General features: G+C 67.3%; 26 protein-coding genes. 6 read left to right on the plus strand and 20 right to left on the minus strand.

Annotation, left to right across the window (positions count from 1 at the left end; genetic code table 11):
* Positions 1-2 precede the first annotated feature (2 nt).
* From rng to AC1RAD_RS09730, 8 genes are read right to left on the minus strand one after another with little or no spacing between them, the layout of a single operon-like run.
* Positions 3-1,529, minus strand: a complete 1,527-nt coding sequence (rng, locus tag AC1RAD_RS09695) for a ribonuclease G (protein WP_056580445.1) — start codon at positions 1,527-1,529, stop codon at positions 3-5.
* A 7-nt stretch (positions 1,530-1,536) separates the two neighbouring features.
* Positions 1,537-2,139, minus strand: coding sequence for a Maf family protein (locus AC1RAD_RS09700; RefSeq protein WP_492734654.1), 603 nt, complete (start codon positions 2,137-2,139; stop codon positions 1,537-1,539).
* A gap of 40 nt (positions 2,140-2,179) precedes the next feature.
* The gene (gene rlmH, locus AC1RAD_RS09705; RefSeq protein ID WP_070060813.1) at positions 2,180-2,647 is read right to left on the minus strand and encodes a 23S rRNA (pseudouridine(1915)-N(3))-methyltransferase RlmH; all 468 of its coding nucleotides are present in this window, start codon (positions 2,645-2,647) and stop codon (positions 2,180-2,182) included.
* Entirely contained in the window at positions 2,644-3,339 is a 696-nt protein-coding gene (rsfS, locus tag AC1RAD_RS09710; RefSeq protein WP_062470113.1) for a ribosome silencing factor, read from the minus strand. The genes rlmH and rsfS overlap by 4 nt, the downstream gene beginning before the upstream one ends.
* On the minus strand, positions 3,339-3,971 hold the full coding sequence (nadD, locus tag AC1RAD_RS09715; protein ID WP_062470111.1) for a nicotinate (nicotinamide) nucleotide adenylyltransferase: 633 nt from the start codon (positions 3,969-3,971) through the stop codon (positions 3,339-3,341). Before nadD ends, rsfS begins: the two co-directional genes overlap by 1 nt.
* A complete protein-coding gene (hemF, locus tag AC1RAD_RS09720) occupies positions 3,968-4,888 on the minus strand; it encodes an oxygen-dependent coproporphyrinogen oxidase (RefSeq protein ID WP_492734655.1) in 921 nt (306 codons plus the stop codon). Before hemF ends, nadD begins: the two co-directional genes overlap by 4 nt.
* Positions 4,888-6,186, minus strand: a complete 1,299-nt coding sequence (gene purD / locus AC1RAD_RS09725; RefSeq protein ID WP_492734656.1) for a phosphoribosylamine--glycine ligase — start codon at positions 6,184-6,186, stop codon at positions 4,888-4,890. The genes hemF and purD overlap by 1 nt, the downstream gene beginning before the upstream one ends.
* 43 nt (positions 6,187-6,229) lie before the next feature.
* Entirely contained in the window at positions 6,230-6,955 is a 726-nt protein-coding gene (locus tag AC1RAD_RS09730) for a YebC/PmpR family DNA-binding transcriptional regulator (protein ID WP_056580425.1), read from the minus strand.
* A gap of 118 nt (positions 6,956-7,073) precedes the next feature.
* Here AC1RAD_RS09730 and AC1RAD_RS09735 point away from each other — a divergent pair, with 118 nt between their 5' ends.
* The 4 genes from AC1RAD_RS09735 to AC1RAD_RS09750 are packed head-to-tail and all read left to right on the plus strand — an operon-like array spanning position 7,074 to position 10,494.
* Positions 7,074-7,865 (plus strand): class I SAM-dependent methyltransferase, encoded by a 792-nt coding sequence (locus tag AC1RAD_RS09735; RefSeq protein WP_062470103.1) that lies wholly within the window; start codon positions 7,074-7,076, stop codon positions 7,863-7,865.
* Between the two features lie 2 nt (positions 7,866-7,867).
* Positions 7,868-8,917, plus strand: a complete 1,050-nt coding sequence (locus AC1RAD_RS09740) for a chorismate transformation FkbO/Hyg5 family protein (RefSeq protein WP_492734657.1) — start codon at positions 7,868-7,870, stop codon at positions 8,915-8,917.
* 36 nt (positions 8,918-8,953) lie between these two features.
* Positions 8,954-9,751, plus strand: a complete 798-nt coding sequence (locus tag AC1RAD_RS09745; protein ID WP_159271689.1) for a lysophospholipid acyltransferase family protein — start codon at positions 8,954-8,956, stop codon at positions 9,749-9,751.
* On the plus strand, positions 9,715-10,494 hold the full coding sequence (locus AC1RAD_RS09750; protein ID WP_099789530.1) for a glycosyltransferase family 2 protein: 780 nt from the start codon (positions 9,715-9,717) through the stop codon (positions 10,492-10,494). The genes AC1RAD_RS09745 and AC1RAD_RS09750 overlap by 37 nt, the downstream gene beginning before the upstream one ends.
* A 239-nt stretch (positions 10,495-10,733) precedes the next feature.
* Here the strand turns inward: AC1RAD_RS09750 and AC1RAD_RS09755 are convergent, their stop codons facing one another.
* The 11 genes from AC1RAD_RS09755 to AC1RAD_RS09805 all read right to left on the minus strand — a co-directional run bounded on the left by AC1RAD_RS09755 (position 10,734) and on the right by AC1RAD_RS09805 (position 22,181).
* Positions 10,734-12,122 (minus strand): efflux transporter outer membrane subunit, encoded by a 1,389-nt coding sequence (locus AC1RAD_RS09755; RefSeq protein WP_492734658.1) that lies wholly within the window; start codon positions 12,120-12,122, stop codon positions 10,734-10,736.
* Entirely contained in the window at positions 12,115-14,097 is a 1,983-nt protein-coding gene (macB, locus tag AC1RAD_RS09760; protein WP_492734659.1) for a macrolide ABC transporter ATP-binding protein/permease MacB, read from the minus strand. Before macB ends, AC1RAD_RS09755 begins: the two co-directional genes overlap by 8 nt.
* Entirely contained in the window at positions 14,094-15,254 is a 1,161-nt protein-coding gene (macA, locus tag AC1RAD_RS09765) for a macrolide transporter subunit MacA (RefSeq protein ID WP_492734660.1), read from the minus strand. The genes macB and macA overlap by 4 nt, the downstream gene beginning before the upstream one ends.
* A gap of 201 nt (positions 15,255-15,455) precedes the next feature.
* Positions 15,456-15,959: a disulfide bond formation protein B gene (locus AC1RAD_RS09770; RefSeq protein ID WP_062470083.1), complete on the minus strand. Its 504-nt coding sequence runs from the start codon at positions 15,957-15,959 to the stop codon at positions 15,456-15,458.
* Positions 15,956-17,053, minus strand: coding sequence for a sulfate/molybdate ABC transporter ATP-binding protein (locus tag AC1RAD_RS09775; RefSeq protein ID WP_062470081.1), 1,098 nt, complete (start codon positions 17,051-17,053; stop codon positions 15,956-15,958). The genes AC1RAD_RS09770 and AC1RAD_RS09775 overlap by 4 nt, the downstream gene beginning before the upstream one ends.
* Positions 17,054-17,073: 20 nt before the next feature.
* On the minus strand, positions 17,074-17,976 hold the full coding sequence (gene cysW / locus AC1RAD_RS09780; RefSeq protein ID WP_062470078.1) for a sulfate ABC transporter permease subunit CysW: 903 nt from the start codon (positions 17,974-17,976) through the stop codon (positions 17,074-17,076).
* 1 nt (position 17,977) lies between these two features.
* Positions 17,978-18,865 (minus strand): sulfate ABC transporter permease subunit CysT, encoded by an 888-nt coding sequence (cysT, locus tag AC1RAD_RS09785; RefSeq protein ID WP_062470075.1) that lies wholly within the window; start codon positions 18,863-18,865, stop codon positions 17,978-17,980.
* Positions 18,866-19,882: a sulfate ABC transporter substrate-binding protein gene (locus AC1RAD_RS09790; protein ID WP_062470072.1), complete on the minus strand. Its 1,017-nt coding sequence runs from the start codon at positions 19,880-19,882 to the stop codon at positions 18,866-18,868. It abuts the gene before it with no gap.
* The gene (locus AC1RAD_RS09795; protein ID WP_056580397.1) at positions 19,879-20,454 is read right to left on the minus strand and encodes an RBBP9/YdeN family alpha/beta hydrolase; all 576 of its coding nucleotides are present in this window, start codon (positions 20,452-20,454) and stop codon (positions 19,879-19,881) included. Before AC1RAD_RS09795 ends, AC1RAD_RS09790 begins: the two co-directional genes overlap by 4 nt.
* Before the next feature lie 22 nt (positions 20,455-20,476).
* Positions 20,477-21,118, minus strand: coding sequence for a peroxiredoxin (locus AC1RAD_RS09800; protein ID WP_062470070.1), 642 nt, complete (start codon positions 21,116-21,118; stop codon positions 20,477-20,479).
* 148 nt (positions 21,119-21,266) lie between these two features.
* The gene (locus AC1RAD_RS09805; protein ID WP_492697077.1) at positions 21,267-22,181 is read right to left on the minus strand and encodes a LysR family transcriptional regulator; all 915 of its coding nucleotides are present in this window, start codon (positions 22,179-22,181) and stop codon (positions 21,267-21,269) included.
* Positions 22,182-22,316: 135 nt separating this feature from the next.
* Here AC1RAD_RS09805 and AC1RAD_RS09810 point away from each other — a divergent pair, with 135 nt between their 5' ends.
* Complete coding sequence (locus AC1RAD_RS09810) at positions 22,317-22,964, plus strand: FMN-dependent NADH-azoreductase (protein WP_489061339.1); 648 nt, start codon at positions 22,317-22,319, stop codon at positions 22,962-22,964.
* Positions 22,965-23,128: 164 nt separating this feature from the next.
* Here AC1RAD_RS09810 and AC1RAD_RS09815 read toward each other — a convergent pair whose 3' ends face one another.
* Complete coding sequence (locus AC1RAD_RS09815) at positions 23,129-24,082, minus strand: GlxA family transcriptional regulator (protein ID WP_095747618.1); 954 nt, start codon at positions 24,080-24,082, stop codon at positions 23,129-23,131.
* A 222-nt stretch (positions 24,083-24,304) separates the two neighbouring features.
* On the opposite strand from AC1RAD_RS09815, the gene AC1RAD_RS09820 reads away from it, so the two are divergent.
* Positions 24,305-25,300 (plus strand): SLAC1 anion channel family protein, encoded by a 996-nt coding sequence (locus tag AC1RAD_RS09820; protein WP_492727027.1) that lies wholly within the window; start codon positions 24,305-24,307, stop codon positions 25,298-25,300.
* Position 25,301 lies beyond the last annotated feature (1 nt).

Consider the following 25,301-nt stretch of genomic DNA (forward strand, 5'->3'; position numbering starts at 1 on the left):
CCTCAGAGCAGCACGATGTCGTACTGCCCCTGCCCGATCGCCGGCTCCGACTGCAGCGAGATCGGCTTGCCGATGAAGTCGCTCAGCCCGGCGAGGTGCTGGCTCTCCTCGTCGAGGAACAGCTCGATGACTTGCGGCGACGAGACGATGCGGAACTCGCGCGGCGTGAACTGGCGCGCCTCGCGCAGGATCTCGCGCATCACGTCGTAGGCCACGCTGCGCGCGGTCTTCACGATGCCCTGCCCGCCGCAGGCCACGCAGGGTTCGCACAGCATGTGGGCCAGCGATTCGCGCGTGCGCTTGCGCGTCATCTCGACGAGGCCGAGCTGCGAGAAGCCGCCGGCCGTGGTCTTCACGCGGTCGCGCGCGAGCTGCTTGCGGAACTCGGCCAGCACCTGCTCGCGGTGGTCGTCGCGGGCCATGTCGATGAAGTCGACGATGATGATCCCGCCCAGGTTGCGCAGGCGCAGTTGCCGCGCAATGGCCTGCGCGGCCTCCAGGTTGGTCTTGAAGATGGTGTCGTCGAAGTTGCGCGCACCGACGAAGCCGCCGGTGTTCACGTCGACGGTGGTCAGCGCCTCGGTCTGGTCGACCACGAGGTAGCCGCCCGACTTCAGGTCGACGCGCCGGCCCAGTGCCTTCGCGATTTCCTCGTCCACCGAGTACAGGTCGAAGATCGGCCGCTCGCCCTTGTAGTGCTGCAGCTTGCCCGCCGCCTGCGGCATGAATTCGAGGCCGAATTTCAGCAGCACCTCGAACTGCTCGCGCGAGTCGATGCGGATGGTCTGCGTGTCTTCGCTCGTCATGTCGCGCAGCACGCGCTGCAGCAGGCTCAGGTCCTGATGCAGCAGCGACATGGCCGGCATCCGGCTCGAGGCCTCGCGGATGCGCGTCCAGGTCTTGCGCAGGTAGGCGATGTCTTCGGCCAGTTCGGCATCGGCCGCGTCTTCGCCGTTGGTGCGCAGGATGAAGCCGCCCGTGTTCACAGGCACCACGCCGCCGCTCTCGGCGGCCGCGGCCGCCTCGATGAGCGCCAGCATGCGGTTGCGCAGCGACTCGCGCTGGTCGGGCGGAATCTTCTGCGACACGCCGATGTGGTTGTCCTGCGGCAGGAACACCAGCAGCCGACCCGCGATGCTGATCTGCGTGGACAGCCGCGCGCCCTTGGTGCCGATCGGGTCCTTGATGACCTGCACCAGCAGCGACTGGCCTTCGAACACCTGCTTCTCGATGGGCACCATCGGCCCACCGTTGCGGTGGTCGCGCTCGGGCGGCGTGGCGCTCGGGCGCGAACCCGGCGTGAACGGCGAGACGATGTCGGCCACGTGCAGGAAGGCGGTGCGCTCCAGGCCGATGTCGATGAAGGCCGACTGCATGCCCGGCAGCACGCGCGAGACCTTGCCCAGGTAGATGTTGCCGACCAGCCCGCGCTCGAGCGTGCGCTCGACGTGCAGCTCTTGCACCGCGCCGTGCTCGACCAGCGCCACACGGGTCTCCTGCGGAGACCAGTTGATCAGGATGTCTTGCATGGATGTCTTAAGTATTGAAACCGACGCCTCGAAGCAGCTGCGCGGTCTCGAACATGGGGAGTCCCATGATGCCCGAATAGGAGCCGCTGATGTGCTCCACGAACGCAGCCGCCGCGCCCTGAATGGCGTAGGCGCCGGCCTTGCCGAGCGGCTCGCCGCTGGCGGCGTAGGCCGCGACCTGCTTCTTGGTGAGCGTGGCGAAGCGCACGCGCGACACGCTCAGCGCCGCATGGCGTCGACGGCCGTTCTGCAGCGCGACCGCCGTGAGCACGCGGTGCGTGGCGCCGGACAGGTGCGTGAGCATGCGCTCGGCATCGCGCGCGTCCTCGGGCTTGCCGAGGATGGTGCGACCGAGCGCGACCGTGGTGTCGGCGCAGAGCACAGGCGCATCGGCCAGGCCGAAGCGCTTGCGGCGCGCAACGGCGGCATCGAGCTTGAGGGCGGTCACGCGCTGCACGTAGGCGGTCGGCGATTCGTTCGGCAGCAAGGCTTCGAGCGCCTCGGCGTCTTCGTCGGCACCGGCCAGCAGCAGTTCGTGGCGCACGCCGAGCTGGCCGAGCAATTGGGCGCGGCGCGGGCTTTGCGACGCGAGGTAGATGAAGTCAGGCAAGTTCAGGTCTCCGAGGTGGGCCCCACCGCCGGCCCCGTGGTCATTCCCGGTGGTACGGATGGCCCGCGTTGACCGACCACGCCCGGTAGAGCTGTTCGACCAGCAGCACGCGCGCCATGGCATGCGGCAGGGTCAGGTCGGACAGGCGGATGCGTTCGTGCGCCGCGGCCTTGAAGGCCGGGTCGAGCCCGTCGGGGCCGCCGATGACCAGCGCCACGTCGTCGCCCTCGCCCTGCCAGGTCTGCAGCCGTGCGGCCAGCGCCTTGGTGGTGAGCGCAGTGCCGCGCTCGTCGAGCACGACGATGCGCATGCCGCGGGCGATGGCGCCCTCGATGCGCTCGCGCTCGGCGGCATACAGCGTTTCGAGTGTCTTGGAGCCGCGCGGCTCGGTCTTGACGGCGCGCAGCTCGAGCTTCAGCTCGGGCGGGAAGCGCTTGGCGTAGTCGTCCCAGGCAGTCTGCGCCCAGTCGGGCATGCGCTGCCCGACGGCGACCACCAGCAGCTTCATGCGCGGCGGGCTGGCGCCTTCTTGGCCGGCGCCTTCTTCGCAGCGGTCTTCTTGGCGGCCGGCTTGCCGACCACCTTCACCGGCACGCGTGCGGTGCCCGTGGCGGACTTCTTCGCAGGCGCCTTCTTGGCGGCTGTCTTGCCTGCAGTCTTCGATGCGGCCTTCTTCGCCGGCGCCTTGGCGGCCTTGGCTTCCTGCTCGGCCGCGCGGATCGCGGTCTTGGCGGCGCTCGAACGGCGCAGGCTCGGCGTCTTGGCGGCGGCCGTCTTCTTCTCTTCGGCGCCCTTGACGACGGACGAGGCGGTGGCCAGCGCGGGCTTGGTGGCACCAAGCTTGGCGCGCACCGGCTTGTCGCCCCAGATCTCTTCGAGGTGGTAGTACTGGCGGATGGCGGGCTGCATGATGTGCGCCACGGCCGCGCCGCAGTCCACGATGATCCACTCGCCGTTTTCCTCGCCCTCGGTGCGCGGCTTGGCAAAGCCGGCTTCACGCACGGCGTCGCGCACGCTCGACGCGAGCGCCTTGGTCTGGCGGTTGGAGGTGCCCGACGCCACGATCACGCGCTCGAACAGCGGCGAGAGGTGCTCCGTGTCGAATACCTGGATGTCCTGCGCCTTGACGTCTTCGAGACCATCGATGATGGCTCGCTGGAGTTTTTGGATGTCTTTTTTGGCGGCGGCTTCAGTGGTCATCAGGCAGAGCGGTAGAGGTGGTGTTGGTCAATATAGCGTGCAACCGTGGGCGGAACCAGCGAGGAAATGTCCACACCCGACGCCACACGCCGCCGGATATCGGTGGCGCTGGTGTCCATGGCGGCAGGCAGTTCAAGCGCCTCGAAACGCGCGCCAGCCGGGAGGCCGGGCAGCTGTTTCGGATCAAAACGAGTGACGTCACCCGTCGATAGTGCGCGATACGCTACAGAAACGATAGCAATGCCGAGTATATCCTGCCAGCCGTGCCAGGTCGGCAAGGCCGCCGCCTGGTCCGCGCCCATCACCAGCACGAGCTGTGCGCCGGGCTGCTCTTTCTGCAATTCATGCAGCGTGTCGAGCGTGTAGGTCGGGCCGTCGCGCAACACCTCGCGGCTGTCGATGACGACCTTGCCTTGCAAGTTGCCGAAGGCCAGTTGCGCCATCGCGAGGCGGTCTTCCTTCGGCGTGAGCGTGCGGCTCTTGTGCCAGGCCTGCCCCGTGGGAATGACGTGCAACTCCGTCAGATCGAGTTGTGCCAATGCAGCTTCAGCCAGGGCGACGTGCGCGTTGTGCGGCGGGTCGAAGGCCCCGCCGAAGACGCCGATGCGCAAAGCGGAACCGGTGGGGCTCACACCCAGTCCCGGCGCACGATGAAGTCGCTGTACAGCGCGGCTTCGGGGCTGCCCGCTGCGGGCTGTTGCCGGTAGGCCCAGCTCGCGAGCGGCGGCATCGACAACAGGATCGATTCGGTGCGTCCGCCCGACTGCAGGCCGAAGTGCGTGCCGCGGTCCCACACGAGGTTGAACTCGACATAGCGCCCGCGCCGGTACAGCTGGAACTCGCGCTCGCGCTCGCCGTACGGCATGCCGCGGCGGCGCTCGACGATCGGCAGGTAGGCCTGCAGGAAGGCATCGCCGACCGAGCGGATCAGCGCAAAGCCGTTCTCGATGCCGCCCTCGGCGAAGTCGTCGAAAAAAATGCCGCCGATGCCGCGCTGCTCGTTGCGGTGCTTGAGGAAGAAGTACTCGTCGCACCAGGTCTTGAAGCGTGGGTACTTGTCGACGCCGAACGGTGCGAGCGCGTCGCGGCACACGGTGTGGAAGTGCACCGCGTCTTCTTCAAAGCCGTAGCACGGCGTGAGGTCCATGCCACCGCCGAACCAGCACACGGGCTCGCCGCCGCCCGCAGGCTGCGCGGCCAGCATGCGCACGTTCATGTGGACGATCGGCACGTAAGGATTGCGCGGGTGGAACACCAGCGACACGCCCATGGCCTCGAACGGCGCGCCCGAGAGCTCGGGGCGGTTCTGCGTGGCCGAGGGCGGCAGCTTGGCGCCGCGCACCTGCGAGAAGCCGACACCGGCGCGCTCGAACAACGCGCCGCCTTCGAGGATGCAGGTCAGGCCGCTGCCCTGCAGCGGCTCGCCAGGCTCTTTCTGCCAGGCGTCGCGCACCGCGCTGCCGCCGTCCGCCGCCTCGATCGCCGAGATGATCGATTGCTGCAGTCCGCGCAGGTAGTCGCCGACCGCCTTCGGCTGGGTGGCTGGCATCAGGATTGGGGCGTGTTGCGCGCGTTGACGGCGCGGTAGCCGATGTCCTTGCGGTACTGCGCACCGTCGAACTGCACGCGCGCCGCGACCTCGTAGGCGCGCTGCTGCGCCTGCTTGACGCTGTCGGCCAGCACGGTCACGCAGAGGACGCGGCCACCGCTGGTCTTGAGCTCACCGTTCTCGAGCGTGGTGCCCGCGTGGAACACCACGGCATCGGGTGCCTCGGCCGGGATGCCGCTGATGCGGTCGCCCTTGCGCGGCGACAGCGGGTAGCCGTGCGCGGCCATCACCACGCCCAGTGCCACGCGGCGGTCCCATTGCAGCTCGACCTGGTCGAGCGTGCCGTCGGTGGCGTGCCAGAACACCTCGAACAGGTCGGACTTGAGGCGCATCATGATCGGCTGCGTCTCGGGGTCGCCCATGCGGCAGTTGAATTCGAGCGTCTTGGGCTGGCCGGCCGCGTCGATCATCAGGCCGGCATAGAGGAAGCCGGTGAACGGAATGCCGTCCTTTTCCATGCCGCGGATGGTCGGCAGGATGATCTCGCGCATGGCGCGCGCATGCACCTCGGCCGTGACCACCGGTGCGGGCGAGTACGCGCCCATGCCGCCGGTGTTCGGGCCTTCGTCGCCGTCGAGCAGGCGCTTGTGGTCCTGGCTGGTGGCGAGCGCGGCGACGTTCTTGCCGTCGCACATCACGATGAAGCTGGCTTCTTCGCCTTGCAAGAATTCTTCGATGACGACGCGTGCGCCGCCTTCGTTGTGCGACACGCCAAACTTGTTGTCGACCAGCATGAAGTCGACGGCCTCATGGGCTTCCTGCGCGGTCATGGCAACCACCACGCCCTTGCCGGCGGCCAGGCCGTCGGCCTTGACGACGATCGGTGCGCCCTTGGCGTCGATGTACGCATGGGCGGCAGCGGCGTCGGTGAAGGCCTCGTATTCGGCCGTCGGGATCTTGTGGCGCTTCATGAACGCCTTCGAAAAGGCCTTGGAGCTCTCCAGCTGCGCAGCCGCCTGCGTCGGGCCGAAGATGCGCAGGCCGTGCGCGCGGAACTCGTCCACCACGCCGGCCGCCAGTGGCCCCTCGGGGCCGACCACGGTCAGCGCGATTTTCTCGGCCATCGCCCACTCGCGCAGCGCGGCGGGTTCGGTGATGTCGATGCAGTCGTAGCGTTCGTCGCTCACGGTGCCGCCGTTGCCGGGCGCCACGTAAACGCGGCTGACCCGGTTGCCCTGCGCCAGCCGCCACGCCAGTGCGTGCTCGCGGCCCCCTCCTCCAATCACCAGTACCTTCATTCGCGGGCTTTCGTTTGTCGCTGTGGATCCATCATTCATTCGTTCAGTCGGACAGTGCGGCGTTGTGATACACGTCCTGCACATCGTCCAGGTCCTCGAGCACGTCGAGGAGCTTCTGCATCCTGGCGGCGTCTTCGCCGGTCACGTCCACGGTGTTCTCGGCGCGCATCGTGATTTCGGCGGCGTCGGGCTTCAGGCCCGCGGCTTCGAGCGCGTTCTTGACGGCCTCGAAGTCGCCGATGGCGGTGAGGACCTCGATGGCGCCGTCGTCGTCGGTGATCACGTCCTCGGCGCCGGCTTCGAGGGCCACTTCCATGACCTTGTCCTCGCTGGTGCCGGGCGCAAAGATGATCTGGCCGCAGTGCTTGAACTGGAAGGCCACCGAGCCTTCGGTGCCCATGTTGCCGCCGTGCTTGGAGAAGGCGTGGCGCACTTCGGCCACGGTGCGCACGCGGTTGTCGGTCATGGTGTCGACGATGATCGCCGCGCCGCCGATGCCGTACCCTTCGTAACGAATTTCTTCGTAATTGACGCCTTCGAGGTTGCCCGTGGCCTTGTCGATGTTGCGTTTGACGGTGTCGATGGGCAGGTTGACCGCCTTGGCCTTTTCGACCGCCAGCCGCAGCCGGGGGTTGGCGCTGAGGTCTGCGCCGCCGGCGCGTGCCGCCACCGTGATTTCACGGATGGCGCGGGTCCAGAGCTTGCCCCGTTTCTCGTCCTGGCGGCCCTTGCGGTGCTGAATATTTGCCCACTTGCTATGTCCGGCCATGGCTTTCTCTCTCGCTGTCGTGTGTTTTCAAAGCAAGTGTGGAGTTTACTGTCCGGCGCACACAACGCTCCCCCGGCGCCCGGGATTTCGGCCCGGACCTTTTGGTGATAATTGTTCGATGACGCCATCGCCCATTGCCGGTACGGGAAATCCCGACGCCCTGCCGCCGCACGCCCCGCTGCCGCTGTACTACAACACCGAAGCGGAGCACCAGGCGTTCCTGCGGCGCATCTTCGACAGCACGGCAGCGGACTACGACCGCATCGAAGCCGTGCTGGCCTTCGGCACCGGCCCCTCGTACCGGCGCGATGCACTGAAGCAGGCCGGCCTCACGGCGGGCGCGCAGGTGCTCGACGTGGGCATCGGCACCGGGCTCGTCGCCCGCGAAGCCCTGAAGCTCATCGGCTCCACCGGCAAGCTCACCGGCGTCGACCCCAGCGTGGGCATGATGGGCCAGGTCCGGCTGCCCGGCGTCGAACTCATTCAAGGCGTCGCCGAGGCCCTGCCCCGGCCCGACGCCAGCTGCGATTTCGTGAGCATGGGCTACGCCATGCGCCACATCAGCGACGTGGCCGCCGCCTTTTCCGAGTTCCATCGCGTGCTGCGCCCGGGCGGGCGCGTGGTGGTGCTCGAGATCACCAAGCCAGAAGGCCGCATCGCCACCGCGCTGCTCAAGGGCTACATGCGCGCCGTGGTGCCGCTGATCGCCCGCGTGGTCGGACGCCGCAGCGACACCTCGGAGCTGTGGCGCTATTACTGGGACACGATCGAGGCCTGCATCCCGCCCGAGCGCGTCATGCAGGCCCTGGGCGCCGCCGGCTTCAGCGACGTGCGCCGGCATGCGAGCCTCGGGGTCTTCTCTGCCTACACCGGCCGCAAGCCCGAATCCACCGCCGACGAGGTTCGCTGAACGTGCGCCCCCAGGACGACCGCCTTCATTCCCCCCTGCGCGTGGAGCGCCTCTCGCTGCCGGACAGCCTTGCGCTGGCCACGCACAGCCATGCGCCCTTCGCCGCGCTCGGCTACGGCACGCCGCACGGTGTCGCCTGGATGCCCACGGTCAACGCGCGCGTGCTGTCACCGCAAGGCGCGATGGCCGACGTGTGGCACGTGGGGCACGCAGGTGACGGCACCCAGGTCCGGTCGGGCACCACCGGCATCGCGCGCTGGCGCACCGACGGGCACTGGCTGCTCGGCGCCATCGACCTCGATGAAGCCGTCGAAGGCCAGGGCCTGACCGAACTCGCGCAACGCGCCTACCGCGACCTGTTCCGCACGCTCGAGCAGGCGGGCACGCCGCACCTGCAGCGCATCTGGAACTACCTGCCGCGCATCAACGCGGACGGCGGCGGGCTGGAGCGCTACCGCCAGTTCAACCTGGGCCGGCAAGAGGCCTTCTTCGAGGCCGGCCGCGCTGCCTTCGAGGGTGCCCCGGCCGCCTGTGCGCTGGGCATCCGCCAGGGCGCACTGTCGATCCGTTTTCTCGCGGGACGTGCCGCACCGCTGCCGGTCGAGAACCCGCGGCAGGTGTCGGCCTACCGCTATCCCGAAACCTACGGCCCGCGCTCGCCGACCTTCTCGCGCGCCGCGCTGGCGGACATCGGCGACGGCCAGGTGGCGCTGTTCATCTCGGGCACGGCGAGCATCGTCGGGCACGAGACGGTGCACCACGGCGACGTGCGTGAGCAGGCCCGCGAAACGCTGCGCAACCTCGAGGCCGTGATCGCCTCCGCCCATGCGCAGACCACGGCGCGCTTCTCGCTCGATGCGCTCGACTGCGTGGTGTACGTGCGGCATCCATCGGACACCGACGCCGTGCGCGAGGTGATCGAAGCCGCGCTCGGCGCCCAGTCGCCGATGGCCCGCCATGCGGTGTACCTGGAAGCCGACATCTGCCGCAGCGATCTGCTGGTCGAGATCGAGGCCCACACGGTCGCCGCCGGCCGGCTGCAGGCCGCCTGAGCGGCCCGCCGTTCGCCTGCTCGACCGACACCACCCATGAACGTGCTGCGTCTTCTCACGTCGATCCCGCTCGCGCTGATGCTCTATGCGCTGCTGCTGTTCCTCGGCCTGATCTCGCTGGTCTGGAACCTGGTCGCCATGCTGCTGTACCCGGTGATGCCGGCCGCGCCGGCGCGCGCACTGGGCCGCATGACCATCGCCTTTGCCTACCGGATGTTCTGGTGGCTCGCGTCCGTCACCGGCATGATGCGCATCGACGCCTCGTGCCTGGACCCGATGCGCAACGAACCCGGCGTGATCTTCGTGGCCAACCACCCGACGATGCTCGACGCGCTGCTGCTGGTGGCGCGGCTGCCGCGCAGCGCCTGCATCATGAAGGCCGAGCTGATGGGCAACATCTTCCTTGGCGCCGGGGCCCGGCTGGCGCGCTACATCAGCAACAAGTCGGCCCGCACGATGGTGCGCCTGGCGGTCAACGACCTGCGCCAGGGCGGCCAGCTCGTGATCTTTCCCGAAGGCACGCGCACGGTGACGCCGCCGCTGAACCCCTTCCGCCCCGGCACCACGCTGATCGCCAAGCTGGCGCAGGCGCCGATCCAGACCGTGTTCATCGACACCGACTCGCCTTACCTCGGCAAGGGCTGGCCGCTGTGGCGCGTGCCGCCGCTGCCCATCGTCTTCACGCTGCGGCTGGGCAAGCGCTTTGCGCCGACGCAGGACAGCGATGCGTTGCAGGTCGAGCTGGAACACTATTTCCGTCAACACATGGAGCAGCGCGCCACCGACGCGTCCCCCGAATGCCAGCAGACGCCTCGCGCACCCACCTTGTCCTGATCCCCAGCTACAACACGGGCGAGCGCCTGTTCTCGACGGTCGCGGCCGCGCGGGCCCAATGGAACCCGGTGTGGGTGGTGATCGACGGCAGCGACGACGGCACGGGCGAGCGGCTGCAGCAGATGGCTGCTGGCGATCCGGGGCTGCGCGTGTGGGTGCTGCCGCAGAACCAGGGCAAGGGCTCGGCGGTGCTGCACGGCTTGCGGGCCGCGAAAGAAGCGGGCTTCACGCACGCGCTCACGATGGATTCCGACGGGCAGCATCCGGCGGACCTGATCCCCTCTTTCATGAACGCCTCGCTGGCACGGCCCGAGACGATGGTGCTGGGCCGGCCGGTGTTCGACGCCAGCGCGCCGCTGCTGCGGGTGCGCGGGCGGCGGGTGTCGAACGGCTGGACGCAGCTCGAAACTCTGTTCGCGGGCGTGGGCGATTCGCTCTACGGCTTTCGCGTGTACCCGGTGGTCGACCTGATCGCGGTGATGGCGCGGCAACCGTGGATGCGGCGCTTCGACTTCGATACCGAGGCGGTCGTGCGACTGGCCTGGCGCGGGGTCAAGCCGGTGAACATCGATGCGCCTGTGAAGTACCTGACGGCGGAGGAAGGCGGGGTGTCGCACTTTCGCTATGGGCGGGACAACGTCTTGCTGACCTGGATGCACACGCGGTTGATGGTGGAGTTTGTCTTGCGGCTGCCTGGGTTGCTCTTTCGCAAATTGCGGGGGGCGCCGCCGTTTCAGGCCTAGCCTCTTTTTGAGGGGCGCCCGGCAGGCGGTACGGCGCGGTCGGCCCCACTGTGCCGGCCGCTTCGCGGCTGCCCTGCGGTGCTCGCGTTTCGCGGGGTCTCGCAGAACTCGCTTCGCTCAAACAGCTGCGAGCCCTGATCCGCGAAACGCTGCGCGCCTCGGCGGCACAGAGGGGCCGCCCACACCGCACCGCCTGCCGGGCACCTGCCGTGACGTGAAAGCTCCTTGTTTTCCTCCCGCTACTCGACGATCGTGCCTCCGCCCAGTGTCTTGTAGAGCGTCATCGTCGCGTTGAGCTGGTTCAGACGGTTCTGCGCCAGCGAGACCTCCGCGGCGCGGCGCTTGTCCTTGGCGTCGAGCACGGGCTGCAACGCGGTGGCGCCGGCGCGGTAGCGCACTTCCGACAAGGCCTCCGCGCGTTGCGCTTGTTGCAGCGCCAGGGCGAGCTTCGCGCTTTCGCCTTGCAGTTGGGTCCGTGACGACAGCGTGTTTTCCACCTCGGACAGCGCGGTGTACAGCGACTGGCGGAAGCCGACGACCGCTTCTTCGTACTGCGTCTGCGACACGGCGACGGTCAGCCGCGCGGTGTTCCATTGCAGGAAGGGCAACACCAACCCCGCGCCCAGCGTGGCGATCGGGTTCTTCAGCACCTCGCCCAGGGCATTGCTCCCCGCACCCAGCGAGCCCGTGAGGCTCAGCACCGGATAGAAGCTGGTGCGCGTGGCATCGACGTTCGCCAGCGAGGACCGCAGGCGCTGCTCCGCGGCGCGCAGGTCGGGCCGGCGGCCCAGCAGGCTGGCGGGCAGTCCGGCATCGATCACGGGCAAGGCGGTGTCCGGCAGTTGTGAGGGCTCGTCTCTCGGGGCGTCGGGCGGCATGTCGAACAGGATCGCCAGTGCGTTGCGCGCTTCGACGCGCTGTTGCAGCAGCTGCGTGTGCGCGGCCTCCTGGCTCGCAAGGTTCTGGCCGGCCTGCGCGACGTCGAGGCCGGACACGGCACCCGCCGCGTACTTGGCGCGCACCAGCGCCTGGATGCGCCGCGCATCGGCCATGCCGGCCTCGCTCAGCGCGATGCGGTGGTTCAGATAGCCGGTCTGCCAATACAGCCCGGCCGTGGTGCCCACCAGCGCCAGCGCCGTGGCCTCGCGGTCGGACTGGGTGGCCTGCAACTCCCAGTCGGCAACGCTGCGCTGCGCCGACAGGCGACCCCACAGGTCGACTTCGTAGCTCAGGCTCAGTGAAGAGTTCGCGCTCGATGCGGCCACGCCGCCGCGCTTCAGGTCGAAGCTGCGTTGGGTGCCCAGTTGCCCCGTCACGCCCGGCGTGAGGTTGGTGTTCGCCAGGCCGGCCTGCAGCTGCGCCCGCTGCACACGGATGCCGGCAGCGGCCAGGTTGTTGTTGGTTCGCAGAGCGCTCTCGATCAGGGTGTCGAGCCGCGCGTCGTGGAAGGCGGTCCACCAGCGGGCCTGCGGCACGGCCGCTGCGTTCTGCGGCAGGGGCTGTTGCTGCTGCCACGCCTGCGGCAGGCCGAGCGGTCGGTGTTCGCGCCGCTCCGGCGCGAACAGCGTGCAGCCGCCGAGCGCCAGCGCGATGGCGAGGCCCGTCAGGGTCAGGCGTGCGCTACTCACGCGCCAGCGCCTCGATGGGGTCGAGCCGCGCGGCGTTGCGCGCCGGCAGGTACCCGAACAGCACGCCGATGAGCGACGCGCACAAGAAGGCCGACACCACGGCCCCGAGCGAAAAGATCATTTGCCATTGCTTCACGAACAGCGAGAACACAAAGCTGATGCCGTACGACAGCATCACGCCGATGAAACCGCCGACCAGGCACACGAGCACGGCCTCGGTCAGGAACTGCTGCAGCACGTCGCTCTGGCGCGCGCCCACGGCCATGCGGATGCCGATCTCGCGGGTGCGCTCGGTCACCGACACCAGCATGATGTTCATCACGCCGATGCCGCCCACCACGAGCGAGATCACCGCGATCAGCGACAGCAGCAGCGTGAGCGACTGGCTCGTGCGCTCGGCCGTCTTCACGATGCTGTCCATGTTGAAGGTGAAGAAGTCCTTGCCGCCGTGGCGCAGCGTGAGCAGCCGCACGATGCTCTCTTCGGCCGCCTTGGTGGGCTGGTCGTCGCGGATGCGCACGGTGATGCTGTCGAAGTGCTGCTGGCCGAAGAGGCGGCTCGCGCCCGTGCTGTAGGGCAGCCAGATGTTGAGCGACTTGTTCTCGCCGAACATGCTCTTCTTTTCCTGCGCCACGCCGATCACGGTGCACGGCAGGCTGCCCACCAGGATGATCTTGCCCACCGGGTCGGTGCCGTCGGGAAAGAGCTTGCGCCGCGTGTTCTGGTCGATCACCACCACCTGCGACTGGTGCCGCACGTCGTTGGCGTCGAAGTCCGTGCCGCTGGCCATCTGGATGTCGCGCACGCTGAAGAAGTTGTCGCTGACGCCGTTCACGTTGCCGTTCACGTCGGCGCTGCGGTAGCGCAGGCGCAGGCTGCGCATGGTGGTCGGCGTGACGCTGTGCACGTAGGGCTGCGCGGCAATGGCCTGCAGGTCGGCCGGCAGCAGCGTGCGGATGCTCGCGGCCTTGTCGTCGCCGAAGTCGTGGCCCGGGTAGATGTCGAGGGTGTTGGTGCCGATGGCCTTGATGTCGGCCAGCACGAAACGCTTGGCGCCCTCCCCGATGGCCACGATCGACACCACCGAGGTGATGCCGATGATGATGCCCAGCATGGTCAGCGCCGTGCGCATGCGGTGCGCCATCATCGAGCGCCAGGCCATGCGGAAGGCTTCGGAGAAACGCGCCCAGCCGGTGCTGAAGCGCGCGATGCCCAGCATGGGGCGCGTCATGGCGGGCGGCGTGGGGGTGTCGTCGCCGACCGTCTGCGCGGGCGCAGCCACGGTCGGCACGTTCGGCCGGTCGCCCACGATCGCGCCGTCGGCGATCTCGATGATGCGTTCGGTGCAGCGTGCCACCTGCATGTCGTGCGTCACGATGATGATCGTGTGCCCCTGCGCATGCAGCTCGCGCAGGATGCCGATGACCTCCTGGCCGCTCTTGCTGTCGAGCGCGCCGGTGGGCTCGTCGGCCAGGATGACCTGCCCGCCGTTCATGAGCGCGCGCGCGATGCTCACGCGCTGCTGCTGGCCGCCCGAGAGCTGGCTCGGGCGGTGCTCGGTGCGGTCTTCCAGGCCCAAGCGCGCGAGCAGTTGCCGCGCCCGCGCATCGCGCGCCGAGCCCTCGGTGCCGGCATAGACGGCGGGCACCTCGACGTTGCCGGTGGCCGTCAGGTGCTGCATGAGGTGGTAGCGCTGGAAGATGAAGCCGAAGTGCTCGCGCCGCAGCGCGGCGAGCGCGTCGCTGTCGAGCGTGCCGACGTCCTGGCCCGACACGGTGTAGGTGCCGGTGCTCGGCCGGTCGAGGCAGCCGAGGATGTTCATGAGCGTCGACTTGCCCGAGCCCGAGGCGCCGACGATGGCCAGCATTTCGCCGTGGCCGATGTCCAGGTCGACGTCCTTCAGCACCTGGACCTCCTGCTCGCCCGAGGGAAAGCTGCGGCCGATGCCGCGCAGGGTCAGCAGCGGCTGCGTCACTGGCGCGGCCTCCGGTTGCCGCTGTCATTGCCGTCGGTCTTCTCCAGCGCCGAAGCGTCGCCGGTGATGACGCTGTCGCCCTCCTTCAGGCCTTCGAGCACCTGGGCCTGGAAGTTGTTGCTGATGCCCACGCGCACCTGCCGCTTTTCCACGCGCTGGTCGGGCAGGAGCACGCGTACTTCGTGGCGGCCGTCCTTGTCGCGCGTGCCGAGCGCGGTGAGCGGCACGGTCAGCGCCTGCCTGGCCTCGCCCAGCAGGATGGCGACCTGCGCCGTCATGTCGACGCGCAGCGTGCGCTCGGGGTTGGGCACGTCGAACAGCGCGTTGAAGAACACGGCGTTGTTGATCTTCTCGGGCGAAGGCTGCACCGCGCGCAGCGTGCCGTGGTAGCGCGTGTCGGGGTCGCCCAGGATCGTGAAGTACACCGGCTGACCGGCCTTCACGCGCACCACGTCGGCCTCGGACACCTGCGCCTTCACGGTCATGGTCGACAGGTCGGCCAGCTTCATGAGCGTGGGCACCTGGAACGAGGCCACCACGGTCTGGCCTTCGAGCGTGCTGATGGACACCACGTCGCCGTCGATGGGCGCGACGATGCGCGTGTACGACAGGTTGGTCTGCGCCGAGGCCAGGGCCAGCTTCTGCTGGCGGATCTGCGCGTCGAGCGAGACGGCGTCGGCGCGCAGCGCGCGCAACTCGGTGTCGGCGCTTTCCAGGTCCTGGCGCGCGGCGGCGTCCTGCGCCAGCATCTCGCGCTGTCGCGCCCAGGTGAGCTCGGCCTGCTTCACGCGCACTTCCTTGGCGAGCTTCTGGGCCTGCAGGTTCTCGAGCTTGGCCTGCTCCTGCGCGAGCGTGTTCTGCGAGATGACGGGGTCGATCTCGGCCAGCCAGTCGCCCTTCTTCACCGTCTGGCCGAGCACCACCTTCAGCGACTTGAGCTGGCCCGACACCTGCGCGCCCACCTCGACCTGCTTGAGGGCCTGCAGCACGCCGGTGGCGAGCACCGCGTTCTCCAGGTCGCTGCGCTGCACGGTGGCGGTCAGGTAGTCGCTTTTCTTCGGCGGGCTCAGCCAGAAGAAGGCCGCGATGGCCAGCACGACGAGCAAGGCCAGGCCGACAAGGAGCTTGCGCGATCGTCGCGAAGGAGTGGTGGGCATGCAGTGAAGAAGTGGGATGGAACGGGCGGCGAGGCCCGGGAAGGGATGCGGTTCATCCTAGCCCCGGTTGCTGAAGGCCTGCTAAAGCATGCGTTTGGGCGGGCTTTTTTGCACGAGTCAACACAACGGCCCCTGAAAACGGCGTGGCCCGCTGCCCTCGAAGGACAGCGGGCCACGCCGCAGGAACTACTGAAAAAGAACTCAGCGCGCGGTGCGCCGGCGCAAGAGCAAGGTGAGGAGCAACAGCGCCAGCACCGTGAACGCGATGAACGACCAGTTCGCCAGCGTCAGGCCGAACAGCGACCAGTCGATCTTGGAACAGTCGCCGCCGCCGCGGAAGATCATCGGCAGCGCGCGCTTGAGCGGGAAGGTCTCGATCATCCCGTACAGGTCACGCCCGCACGAGACGACCTCGGGCGGATACCACTGCAGCCAGCTCTGCTGCGCCGCCGTGTAGGCACCGCCCACCGCCGCCGCCAGCGCCAGCACCCCGCCCGTCACCTGCAGGCCGCGGCTGTTGAACAGCGCCGCCAGGCCCGTGAAGAGCGCCACCAGCATCAGCGCATAGCGCTGCACGATGCACATCGGGCAGGGTTCGAGCCCGACCACGTGCTGCAGATACAGCCCGAAGGCCAGCATGAGGACACAGGCCAGGCAGATCAGCCCGAGCGCGCGGCGCGGCGCGCCGAAGTACCAATGGATCAAGGAGATACCCAATCTTCTTCTACGAACACCCTGGCCTTGCGGGGGTTGGCGACGACGGTGTCGCCTTCCTTCAAGCCCAGGTCGCGGAACTGTTGCGCAGGGAGTTGCGCTTCGATGATGGTTCCGGAGCCCGGATTATCTGGATTCGTTTCAGTGGGCTCAAGTTCCAGCCGCGCGATCGGTCCGACCACGATCGCACGCGACAGCGTGGCGACGATGCCGGTGGCGCCTGACACGTAGCGTGTCACATCCAGGTCATGCGGGCGCACGTAGGCCAGCGCCTTGGCGTCGCGCGCGCTGCTGTGCTCGGGCGAGTCGATGCGCATGCCGTCCAGTTGCACGGCGCCGTTGTCGGCCCGGCCGTGGAACAGGTTCACGTCGCCCAGGAAGCCGTACACGAACGGGCTCGCGGGCTTGTCCCACACGTCCTGCGGCGAGCCGACCTGCTCGATGCGGCCCTTGTTGATGACCACCACGCGGTCGGCCACTTCGAGTGCTTCTTCCTGGTCGTGCGTGACGAAGATCGAGGTGACGTGCAGCTCGTCGTGCAGCCGGCGCAGCCAGCGGCGCAGCTCCTTGCGCACCTTGGCGTCAAGCGCGCCGAAGGGTTCGTCGAGCAGCAGCACCTTGGGCTCCACCGCCAGCGCGCGGGCCAGCGCAATGCGCTGGCGCTGGCCGCCGGACAGCTGCGACGGGTAGCGGTCGGCCAGCCAGTCGAGCTGCACCAGCTTGAGCAGGTCGGTCACCTTGGCCTTGATCTGCGCGTCGCTCGGGCGCTCCTTGCGCGGCTTCACGCGCAGGCCAAAGGCCACGTTCTCGAACACGGTCATGTGGCGGAACAGCGCGTAGTGCTGGAACACGAAGCCGACCTGGCGTTCGCGCACGTGCACGTCGGTCGTGTCTTCGCCCGAGAAGTGGATGCTGCCGGTGTCGGCCGTTTCCAGGCCCGCGATGATGCGCAGCAGCGTGGTCTTGCCACAGCCCGAGGGGCCGAGCAGCGCGACCAGTTCGCCCGACTCGACGTCGAGGTTCACGTTGTTCAGCGCGCGGAAGTCGCCGAACTGCTTGCTGATGTTGCGGATTTCGATGCTCATGGTCTTGTTCTCTCGTCTTCTCAGGCCGCCGAAGGCTCGGGGGGACGCTCGGGCGGCAGCTCGGCGATGGCTTTCATTTCGCGCTCATGGCGCCACTCGATGACCGACTTGATCACCAGGGTGACCAGCGCCAGGATCGCCAGCAGCGAGGCCACCGCGAAGGCGGCCACCGACTGGTATTCGTTGTAGAGCACCTCGACGTGCAGCGGCATCGTGTTGGTCTGGCCGCGGATGTGGCCCGACACCACCGACACCGCGCCGAACTCGCCCATGGCGCGCGCGTTGCACAGGATCACGCCGTACAGCAGGCCCCACTTGATGTTGGGCAAGGTCACGCGCCGGAAGGTCTGCCAGCCGGTCGCGCCGAGCACGATGGCGGCCTGCTCCTCGTCGGTGCCCTGCGCCTGCATCAGCGGAATGAGTTCGCGCGCAATGAAGGGAAAGGTCACGAACACGGTGGCCAGCACGATGCCGGGCACGGCGAAGATGATCTTGATGTCGTGCTCCGCCAGCCACGGGCCGAACCAGCCCTGCGCGCCGAACACCAGCACGTAGATCAGGCCCGCCACCACCGGCGACACCGCGAACGGCAGGTCGATCAGCGTGGTGAGAAAGGCCTTGCCGCGGAACTCGAACTTGGCGATGGCCCAGGCCGCGGCCACGCCGAACACGAGGTTCATCGGCACCGCGATGGCGGCGGTGATCAGCGTGAGGCGGATGGCGCTCCACGCATCGGGTTCCTTCAGCGCCTCGAGGTAGGCATTGAGGCCCTTGCGCAGCGCCTCGACCGCCACGGCCGCCAGCGGCAGCACGAGGAACAGGAACATGAACGCCAGGGCGATGCCGATCAGCGTCCAGCGAACCCAGGCCGACTCGGTGGTGCCGGCCTGCGCGCGGCGGATGATTTTCGAAGGTGCGCTCATGTCAGGCTCCTGCGCGCTTGCGCTGCCAGGCTTGCAGGCCGTTGATGACCAGCAGCAGGATGAACGACAGCACCAGCATCACCAGCGCGACCGCGGTGGCGCCCGTGTAGTCGTACTGCTCCAGCTTGCCGATGATGATGAGCGGCGTGATCTCGGAAATCATCGGCATGTTGCCGGCGATGAAGATCACGGAGCCGTACTCGCCGATGGCGCGTGCGAAGGCCATCGCAAAGCCCGTCAGCAACGCGGGCGCGATCGACGGAAAGATCACCTTGGTGAAGGTCTGCAGGCGCGTGGCGCCCAGCGAGGTGGCGGCTTCTTCGAGTTCCTTCTCGGCGTCTTCGAGCACCGGCTGCACCGTGCGCACCACGAAGGGCAGCCCGATGAAGATCAGCGCGATCACGATGCCCGCCGGCGTGAACGCCAGCTTGATGCCGTGCGGCTCGAGCAGCTGACCGATCCAGCCGTTGCCCGCCAGCAGCGCCGTGAGCGAGATGCCGGCCACGGCCGTGGGCAGCGCGAACGGCAGGTCGACCAGCGCATCGACGATGCGCTTGCCCGGGAACTTGTAGCGCACCAGCACCCAGGCCACGAGCAGGCCGAACACCGCGTTCACCATCGCGGCGATCAGCGAGGCGCCGAAGGTCAGGCGGTACGAGGCCATCACGCGCGGCGCGGTCACCGACACCCAGAAGTGCTCCCAGGTCATCGTGAAGGTCTTGAAGACCAGCGCCGACAGCGGGATCAGCACGATCAGGCACAGATAGAAGACCGTGAAGCCGAGCGTGATGTGGAAACCGGGCAGCACGCGCTTGGCGCCCCCTGCCCGGTTGGCACGAGAAAAAGGCGCTCCCGCTGCCGGGAGCGCCGAAGAAGCAGCGCCGCTCATTTACTTCGCGCCAGGGGTGTACAACTTGTCGAACTGGCCGCCGTCGTTGAAGTGCACCTTCTGCGCTTCGCTCAGGCTGCCGAACAGTTCCTGCACCGTGAACAGCTGCAGCGGCTTGAAGGTCGAGGCGTACTTCTTGAGCACGGTCTGCGAACGCGGGCGCAGCGCATGCTTGGCGGCGATTTCCTGCGCTTCTTCGGAGTACAGCCAGTCGAGGTAGGCCTTGGCCAGCTCGCCCGTGCCCTTCTTCTTGACGGTGCGCTCGACGATGGCGACCGGGTTCTCGGCCACGATGGAGATCGACGGGTAGACCGAGTCGACCTTGCCGGTGCCGAATTCGCGGTCGATCGAGACCACTTCGGATTCGAAGGTGATCAGCGCGTCGCCGATGTTGCGTTGCAGGAAGGCGGTGGTCGCATCGCGGCCGCCGCGTGCCAGCACCGGCACGTTCTTGAACAGCTTGCCGACGAACTCGGCGGCCTGGGCGTCGGTGCCGCCCTTCTTCTTGATGTAGCCCCAGGCGGCCAGGTAGGCATAGCGGCCGTTGCCGCCGGTCTTGGGGTTGACGATCACGACCTGCACGCCCGGCTTGACCAGGTCGTCCCAGTCCTTGATGCCCTTGGGGTTGCCGTTGCGCACCAGCAGCAGCATGGTCGAGGTGGTGGGCGATGCGTTCTCGGGGAACTTCTTGTTCCAGTCCTTGGCGACCACACCGGCGTTGGCCAGGAAGTCGATGTCGGTCGAGGTGTTCATGGTGACCACATCGGCATCGAGGCCGTCGGCCACGGCGCGCGCCTGGGCGCTGGAGCCGCCGTGCGACTGGTCGATCTTGACGTCCTTGCCCGTGGCCTTCTTGTAGTTCGCCACGAAGGCCGCGTTGTAGTCCTTGTAGAACTCGCGGGCCACGTCGTACGAGGCGTTCAGCAGCCCGGTGCCTTGTGCGAAGGCGGTGCTGCCGGCGAGTGCGGAGGACGCCAGCGCGAGCACGGCGACGAAGGTCTTGATTCTGGAAGTCATGTGGTTGCCAGGTTTTCTGAAAATTCACGTCCCGCCGACCAGGCGGCGGGTTCGTCGGTCAACGATTGCAGCAGGGCCAGGCCGAGCGGCCAGTCTCCGTGCCCCGAATCGATGTTGATGTGCCCCGCATTCTGCATGCGCACGAACTCGCTGCCCCAGGCGCGCGAATAGGCGCCCGCCAGGCGGATCGGGCAATAAGGATCGTTGCTGCTCGCCACCACGATGCTGCGGTACGGCAGCGCCGCGTAGGGCACGGGTGCGAAGTCGGACAGCACCGCGCGGCGCTCGGGGTCGGCCGGCGCCACCAGCAGCGCGCCCTGGATGCGGGCGGCGGCCTCGGGCGGCAGGTGCGCCGTGGCGATGCAGCCCAGGCTGTGCGCCGCGATGACCACGGGGCCTTCGCTTTCGAGCACCAGCTTGGCCAGCGCGGGCACCCAGGCATCGCGCTTGGGCGAGGCCCAGTCGTCCTGCGCCACCCGCGCCGCGCCCGGAATGCGTTCTTCCCACAGGCTCTGCCAATGGCCGGGCCCGGAGTCGCGCCAACCGGGCACGATGACGACACGAGTCTGCATGACGGCGCGGTCCTGCGGCTTCTTACTTGTTGGGCTGCGGCGTGATGCGCAGGTAAGGCTTGACGGCCTTGAAGCCCTTGGGGAAGCGCTCGGCCAGTTCGGCCGGGTCCTGGATGCTCGGCACGATGACGACGTCGTCGCCGTCCTTCCAGTTCACGGGCGTGGCGACCTTGTGGCTGTCGGTGAGCTGCAGCGAGTCGATGACGCGCAGGATCTCGTCGAAGTTGCGGCCGGTCGACGCGGGGTAGGTGATGGTGGTGCGGATGACCTTCTTGGGGTCGATGATGTAGACGCTGCGCACCGTGGCCGTGGTCGAGGCGTTCGGGTGGATCAGGTCGTACAGGTCGGCCACCTTGCGGTCGGCGTCCGCAATGATCGGGAAGTTGACGGTGGTGTTCTGCGTCTCGTTGATGTCGCCGATCCACTCCTTGTGCTTGGTGGCCGGGTCGACGCTCAGCGCGATGGGCTTGACGCCGCGCTTGGCGAACTCGCCCGACAGCGCCGCCGTCTTGCCGAGTTCGGTGGTGCACACGGGCGTGAAATCGGCCGGGTGCGAGAAGAACACGATCCACGAATCGCCGGCCCACTGGTAGAAGTCGATCGGGCCTTCGCTGGAGTCCTGGGTGAAATTAGGGGCGGTGTCGCCGAGTCGCAGGGTTGCCATGGTCGCTCCAAGGAGGGGGTGAAGCCCTGGATTGTGCGAACCGCTGCTTCAATGGCAAACGAATATCTGTTTGTTTGGATATGACGTTTTTCGCATATAGAACCTGCGAAGACCCACTATGGCGCTATTTTTTAGATAGCAACCTGCCTCAAAACATCCGCATCTGCTCGCTTTGCAGGTGTTCGGACAGAAAGTCGATCAGCCGCCGCACCGCCGGCACCAGCGCCCGCCGCGCCGGAAACACCATGTGCGCCACCACCGGCGACGGCCCCCAGCCGGGCAGCACCCGCACCAGCCGGCCCGCCTCGATGTCGGCGCTGCACATGTAGTCGGGCAGCAGGGTCACGCCGACGCCGCCCAGCGCGCCGAACTGCAGCGTCGCGAGGTCGTCCGCCACGTAGCGCGGCGTGTGCACATGCACGTGGCTGCGGCCTTCCGGGCCTTCGAGGCGCCACTCCGAGCGCCCTTCCCCGTTGACCGACATGGCCGCCGTGGGCAGCTTCGCGAGGTCGGCGGGCGTGTCGACCGGGCCCTGGCTGGCCAGCAGCGTCGGGCTCGCGACCAGCACGCCGCGGCTGTGGCCGAAGGTCTTGGCCACCAGCACCGTGCTGTCCTCGATGGTCGGGCGCACGCGCAGCGCGATGTCGATGCCCTCCTCGATCAGGTCCACCGGCCGGTTGATGACGCGCATGTCGACGCGCACCGCCGGGTGGCGCGCCATGAACACCGGCATCAGCTGCGCCAGCCCGCTGTGGGAAATGGTGACCGGGCAGGTCAGCCGCACCAGCCCGCTCGGCTCGGTCTGCACCTGCGCCACCGCCTCGGCCGCCGCCTGGGCCGCGTCGCGCATGGCCGAGGCATGCCGCAAGTAGATCTCGCCGGCCGGCGTGAGCGACAGGCGGCGCGTGCTGCGCTGCATCAGCTGCACGCCCAGCCGTTCCTCGAGCTCGGCCACGCGCCGAGACAGCCGCGATTTGGGAATGCCCAGCGCCCGGCTGGCGGCGGCAAAGCCGCCCCGCTCGGCCACCTCGGCGAAGAACACCATGTCGTTGAGGTCTTGCATGGCTTCATTGTCCTGCAAACAGAACGATCTGATCAAATTTTGGCTACTTATCAGCCACTCACATCAAAAATAGAATTCTCCCAACGCCGGCCACTTCTCAGCGCCGACACCTTGCACAGAAAGTGATTGACTGACATGAAGCTGCTCCACATCGACTCCAGCATCCTCGCCGCCGGCTCCACCTCGCGCCAGCTGACCGCCGAAACCGTGGCCGCCTGGCGCGCCGCCCACCCCGACACCCAGGTCGAGTACCTGGACCTCGCCGTGGACGCGCCCTCGCACTTCGGCGTCGACGCCCTCGGCATCAAGACCGGCGTGCAGGCCCAGCCGACCGAAGCGCAGCTGCGCGAGAACGCCCTGTCCGAAAAGCTGGTGAGCCAGTTCCTGGCCGCCGACGTCGTGGTGCTCGGCGCCCCGCTGTACAACTTCACCATCCCGACCCAGCTCAAGGCCTGGATCGACCGCCTCGCGCAAGCCGGCCGCACCTTCAAGTACACCGAGAAGGGCCCCGTCGGCCTGGCCGGTGGCAAGACCGTGATCGTGGCCTCGAGCCGCGGCGGCATCTACTCGACCTCCGAAGGTGGCCAGGCCGCGGAACACCAGGAGAGCTACCTGAAGGTGATCTTCGGCTTCTTCGGCATCACCGACGTGCGCTTCGTGCGTGCCGAAGGCATCGCGATGGGTGACGCGCCCAAGGCCGCCGCCCTGGCCGCCGCCCGCGCCGACATCCTCGTGGCCACGACCGAAGCCGCGAACCAGAAGAGCGTCGCGCAAGCCGCCTGAAGCTTCCGCGGCCGGAACGGACTTGTCTGGCTGATGCAAAAGCCAACAGAACCAGTCGCTTAAGAAGCTGGATGTCATTGCCGCTTGGTTGAGCCCATGCAGCGTAGAGCTGTCTGGGCCAATCGAGCGTTCACTGTGCGCTACCTTCTGCAGACCCAAGAGCTTCAGCTGGAGAATCTTTTGCGGTAGTCCGCAGGTCCGACCCCGAGCCGCCGGTGAAACGCCCGGCGAAGACCGTCCCCATTGGCATAGCCTACTTCGTCGGCCAAACCCTTCAACGAAACGTTTGACTCCTCGATGCGCCTGCGCGCTGCGTCGATTCGAACGCTCTCGACATAGTCTGCTGGCGTCATGCCAGCCTCAAGTCGAAAAATCCGCGCAAAGTTCCGCTCACTCATCTTTGCTTGCAGGGCGAGCGCAGGCACGCTGAGGTCGGCCCGGAGGTTGCCCAGGACAAAGTCTTGAATCTCACGAATTGCGGAACGCTCGGCGGTCTGGGCCGCGAGGTGCGCACTGAACTGGGACTGGCCTCCGGGGCGCTTCAGAAACATCACCATCTCGCGAGCCACGCGAAGTGCCAGATCGCGCCCATGATCTTCCTCGACCAGAGCGAGCGCGAGATCCATTCCAGCAGATACGCCCGCCGATGTGTAGAGATTCCCATCTCTCACGAATATTGCGTCAGCGTCAACGTCTGTAGTTGGATAGTCCGCGGCAAGTCGGTCTGCTGCATTCCAGTGCGTGGCCACCTTCTTTCCGCTCAGAAGACCGGCTGCTGCCAACACAAAGGCACCGCTGCAAACCGAGCCGATGCGTCGCACCCTCCCACATTGCTGCCGAAGCCACGTCTTGAGCGCTTCGTTGCCCGTCACGCTGTGCACATCTGGACTCCCCGCAACCAGCAACGTGTCGATCGCACCTCGATGGCTGGCAATCGTGGCATCGATCATCAGACGCAGCCCGCTGCTGCTCTTGAGTGCCCCTTCATCTGGGGCGATGACCTGCACACGGTACGCGCGCGGATCTCCCAGCTGCCTCGAAGCCTCGGCAAAGATGTCAGCCGGGCCGACAACATCAAGCAGCTGAACACGTGGGAAAGCAAGGATGGCGATACGCATCGGGGTGGCTCCGTCATGCACGCCATGGGCGCGCCGTGCCGGAAGTTTGGCGGGATCTCACGGGATTGGCAATTCAAGCCACGGGGTTTGACCATGCTGCAACGAGGTCGGCTGTATCTGCTTGAACATTGGCAGAAAAGAACGGAGGACTGCAGCCCGCGCCCTCGCCTGTTGGCGGAAACTTTCGCACATGGCACTTTCAGCCAACATACGGAGCAACAAATGACCGCCGATCTCCTCTCTGCTGAACAGCAGTCCCGCCCTGCAGTAACTGGTTCCATTCGAAATCTTCCTGTGAACCTTTTCGGAGCTGTCATGGGCCTCTCAGGCCTTGCACTGGGTTGGCGCCTGGCCACCCAGTCTCTTGGCTTTGGCCCGCAAGTCGCGGATGCCCTGAGCATCTTTTCCAGCCTCGTTTTTCTGGCCATCACGGTCGCGTATCTTTTCAAGCTGGTGAAGCATCCCGACGCTGTCCTGGCCGAGTTCCGCCACCCCATCGCTGGCAACTTCTTCGGAACAATCACCATCTCGCTGTTGCTGCAGTCGGCCGTACTGGGCCACTACTTCGGGCAGGTGGGACTGGTGTTGTGGATCGTTGGCACCGTCACGACACTCCTGGTGAGCTACGTCGTCGTTTCCCGGCTGCTATCCGGCGGGGGTGACCCCTCGCACGCCGTGCCTGCCTGGTTGATTCCCGGTGTTGCCGCGCTGGACATTGCCGTGACGTTCGCCTACACCGATCTACCGGGCTCCGCCGAGACTTTGCGTGTCGCTGCCGGCATTGGCACTGCCCTCGCCTTGGTGATGTTCACGATGATCGTTGTGAGACTCGTGCAGCGAGAGCCGCTCGCTGCGGCCATGACGCCTTCTCTGATGATTCTCGTGGCCCCGTTTGAGGTTGGCTTCCTCGCCTACACCAATCTCACAGGCGAAGTCGACGCCTTCGCCGCAATGCTCTTTTACTTCGGTCTCTTCCTGTTTCTGGTTCTGGCGCCCAAAGTGTTTCGGCCGGGCATTGCGTTCGGTCCCGCTTGGTGGGCGATCAGTTTCCCCCTTGCCGCGCTCGTCAACGCTGCACTTAAATATGCGTCCGTGCAGTCATCACAGCCCCTGACGTGGCTTGCGTGGGGCTTGCTGATCCTGCTCACCGCGGCTCTGTCGCTACTGACTGTGCGGACCTTCCGTATCGTCTTCAACGGCAAGCTCCTTGCGAACTGAA

Source organism: Variovorax sp. GW823-FHT04B03, from assembly GCF_058796495.1.

Excerpts from the sequence above, each read along its gene's own strand:
- cysW (WP_062470078.1), bottom strand. The coding sequence starts at position 17,976 with ATGAGCGCACCTTCGAAAATCATCCGCCGCGCGCAGGCCGGCACCACC.
- AC1RAD_RS09820 (WP_492727027.1), top strand. The coding sequence starts at position 24,305 with ATGACCGCCGATCTCCTCTCTGCTGAACAGCAGTCCCGCCCTGCAGTA.
- AC1RAD_RS09810 (WP_489061339.1), top strand. The coding sequence starts at position 22,317 with ATGAAGCTGCTCCACATCGACTCCAGCATCCTCGCCGCCGGCTCCACC.
- AC1RAD_RS09800 (WP_062470070.1), bottom strand. The coding sequence starts at position 21,118 with ATGGCAACCCTGCGACTCGGCGACACCGCCCCTAATTTCACCCAGGAC.
- rng (WP_056580445.1), bottom strand. The coding sequence starts at position 1,529 with ATGCAAGACATCCTGATCAACTGGTCTCCGCAGGAGACCCGTGTGGCG.
- AC1RAD_RS09750 (WP_099789530.1), top strand. The coding sequence starts at position 9,715 with ATGCCAGCAGACGCCTCGCGCACCCACCTTGTCCTGATCCCCAGCTAC.
- AC1RAD_RS09805 (WP_492697077.1), bottom strand. The coding sequence starts at position 22,181 with ATGCAAGACCTCAACGACATGGTGTTCTTCGCCGAGGTGGCCGAGCGG.
- cysT (WP_062470075.1), bottom strand. The coding sequence starts at position 18,865 with ATGAGCGGCGCTGCTTCTTCGGCGCTCCCGGCAGCGGGAGCGCCTTTT.
- AC1RAD_RS09795 (WP_056580397.1), bottom strand. The coding sequence starts at position 20,454 with ATGCAGACTCGTGTCGTCATCGTGCCCGGTTGGCGCGACTCCGGGCCC.
- purD (WP_492734656.1), bottom strand. The coding sequence starts at position 6,186 with ATGAAGGTACTGGTGATTGGAGGAGGGGGCCGCGAGCACGCACTGGCG.
- AC1RAD_RS09735 (WP_062470103.1), top strand. The coding sequence starts at position 7,074 with ATGACGCCATCGCCCATTGCCGGTACGGGAAATCCCGACGCCCTGCCG.
- AC1RAD_RS09790 (WP_062470072.1), bottom strand. The coding sequence starts at position 19,882 with ATGACTTCCAGAATCAAGACCTTCGTCGCCGTGCTCGCGCTGGCGTCC.
- AC1RAD_RS09745 (WP_159271689.1), top strand. The coding sequence starts at position 8,954 with ATGAACGTGCTGCGTCTTCTCACGTCGATCCCGCTCGCGCTGATGCTC.
- rlmH (WP_070060813.1), bottom strand. The coding sequence starts at position 2,647 with ATGAAGCTGCTGGTGGTCGCCGTCGGGCAGCGCATGCCCGACTGGGCG.
- hemF (WP_492734655.1), bottom strand. The coding sequence starts at position 4,888 with ATGCCAGCCACCCAGCCGAAGGCGGTCGGCGACTACCTGCGCGGACTG.
- AC1RAD_RS09775 (WP_062470081.1), bottom strand. The coding sequence starts at position 17,053 with ATGAGCATCGAAATCCGCAACATCAGCAAGCAGTTCGGCGACTTCCGC.
- AC1RAD_RS09815 (WP_095747618.1), bottom strand. The coding sequence starts at position 24,082 with ATGCGTATCGCCATCCTTGCTTTCCCACGTGTTCAGCTGCTTGATGTT.
- AC1RAD_RS09730 (WP_056580425.1), bottom strand. The coding sequence starts at position 6,955 with ATGGCCGGACATAGCAAGTGGGCAAATATTCAGCACCGCAAGGGCCGC.
- macA (WP_492734660.1), bottom strand. The coding sequence starts at position 15,254 with ATGCCCACCACTCCTTCGCGACGATCGCGCAAGCTCCTTGTCGGCCTG.
- rsfS (WP_062470113.1), bottom strand. The coding sequence starts at position 3,339 with ATGACCACTGAAGCCGCCGCCAAAAAAGACATCCAAAAACTCCAGCGA.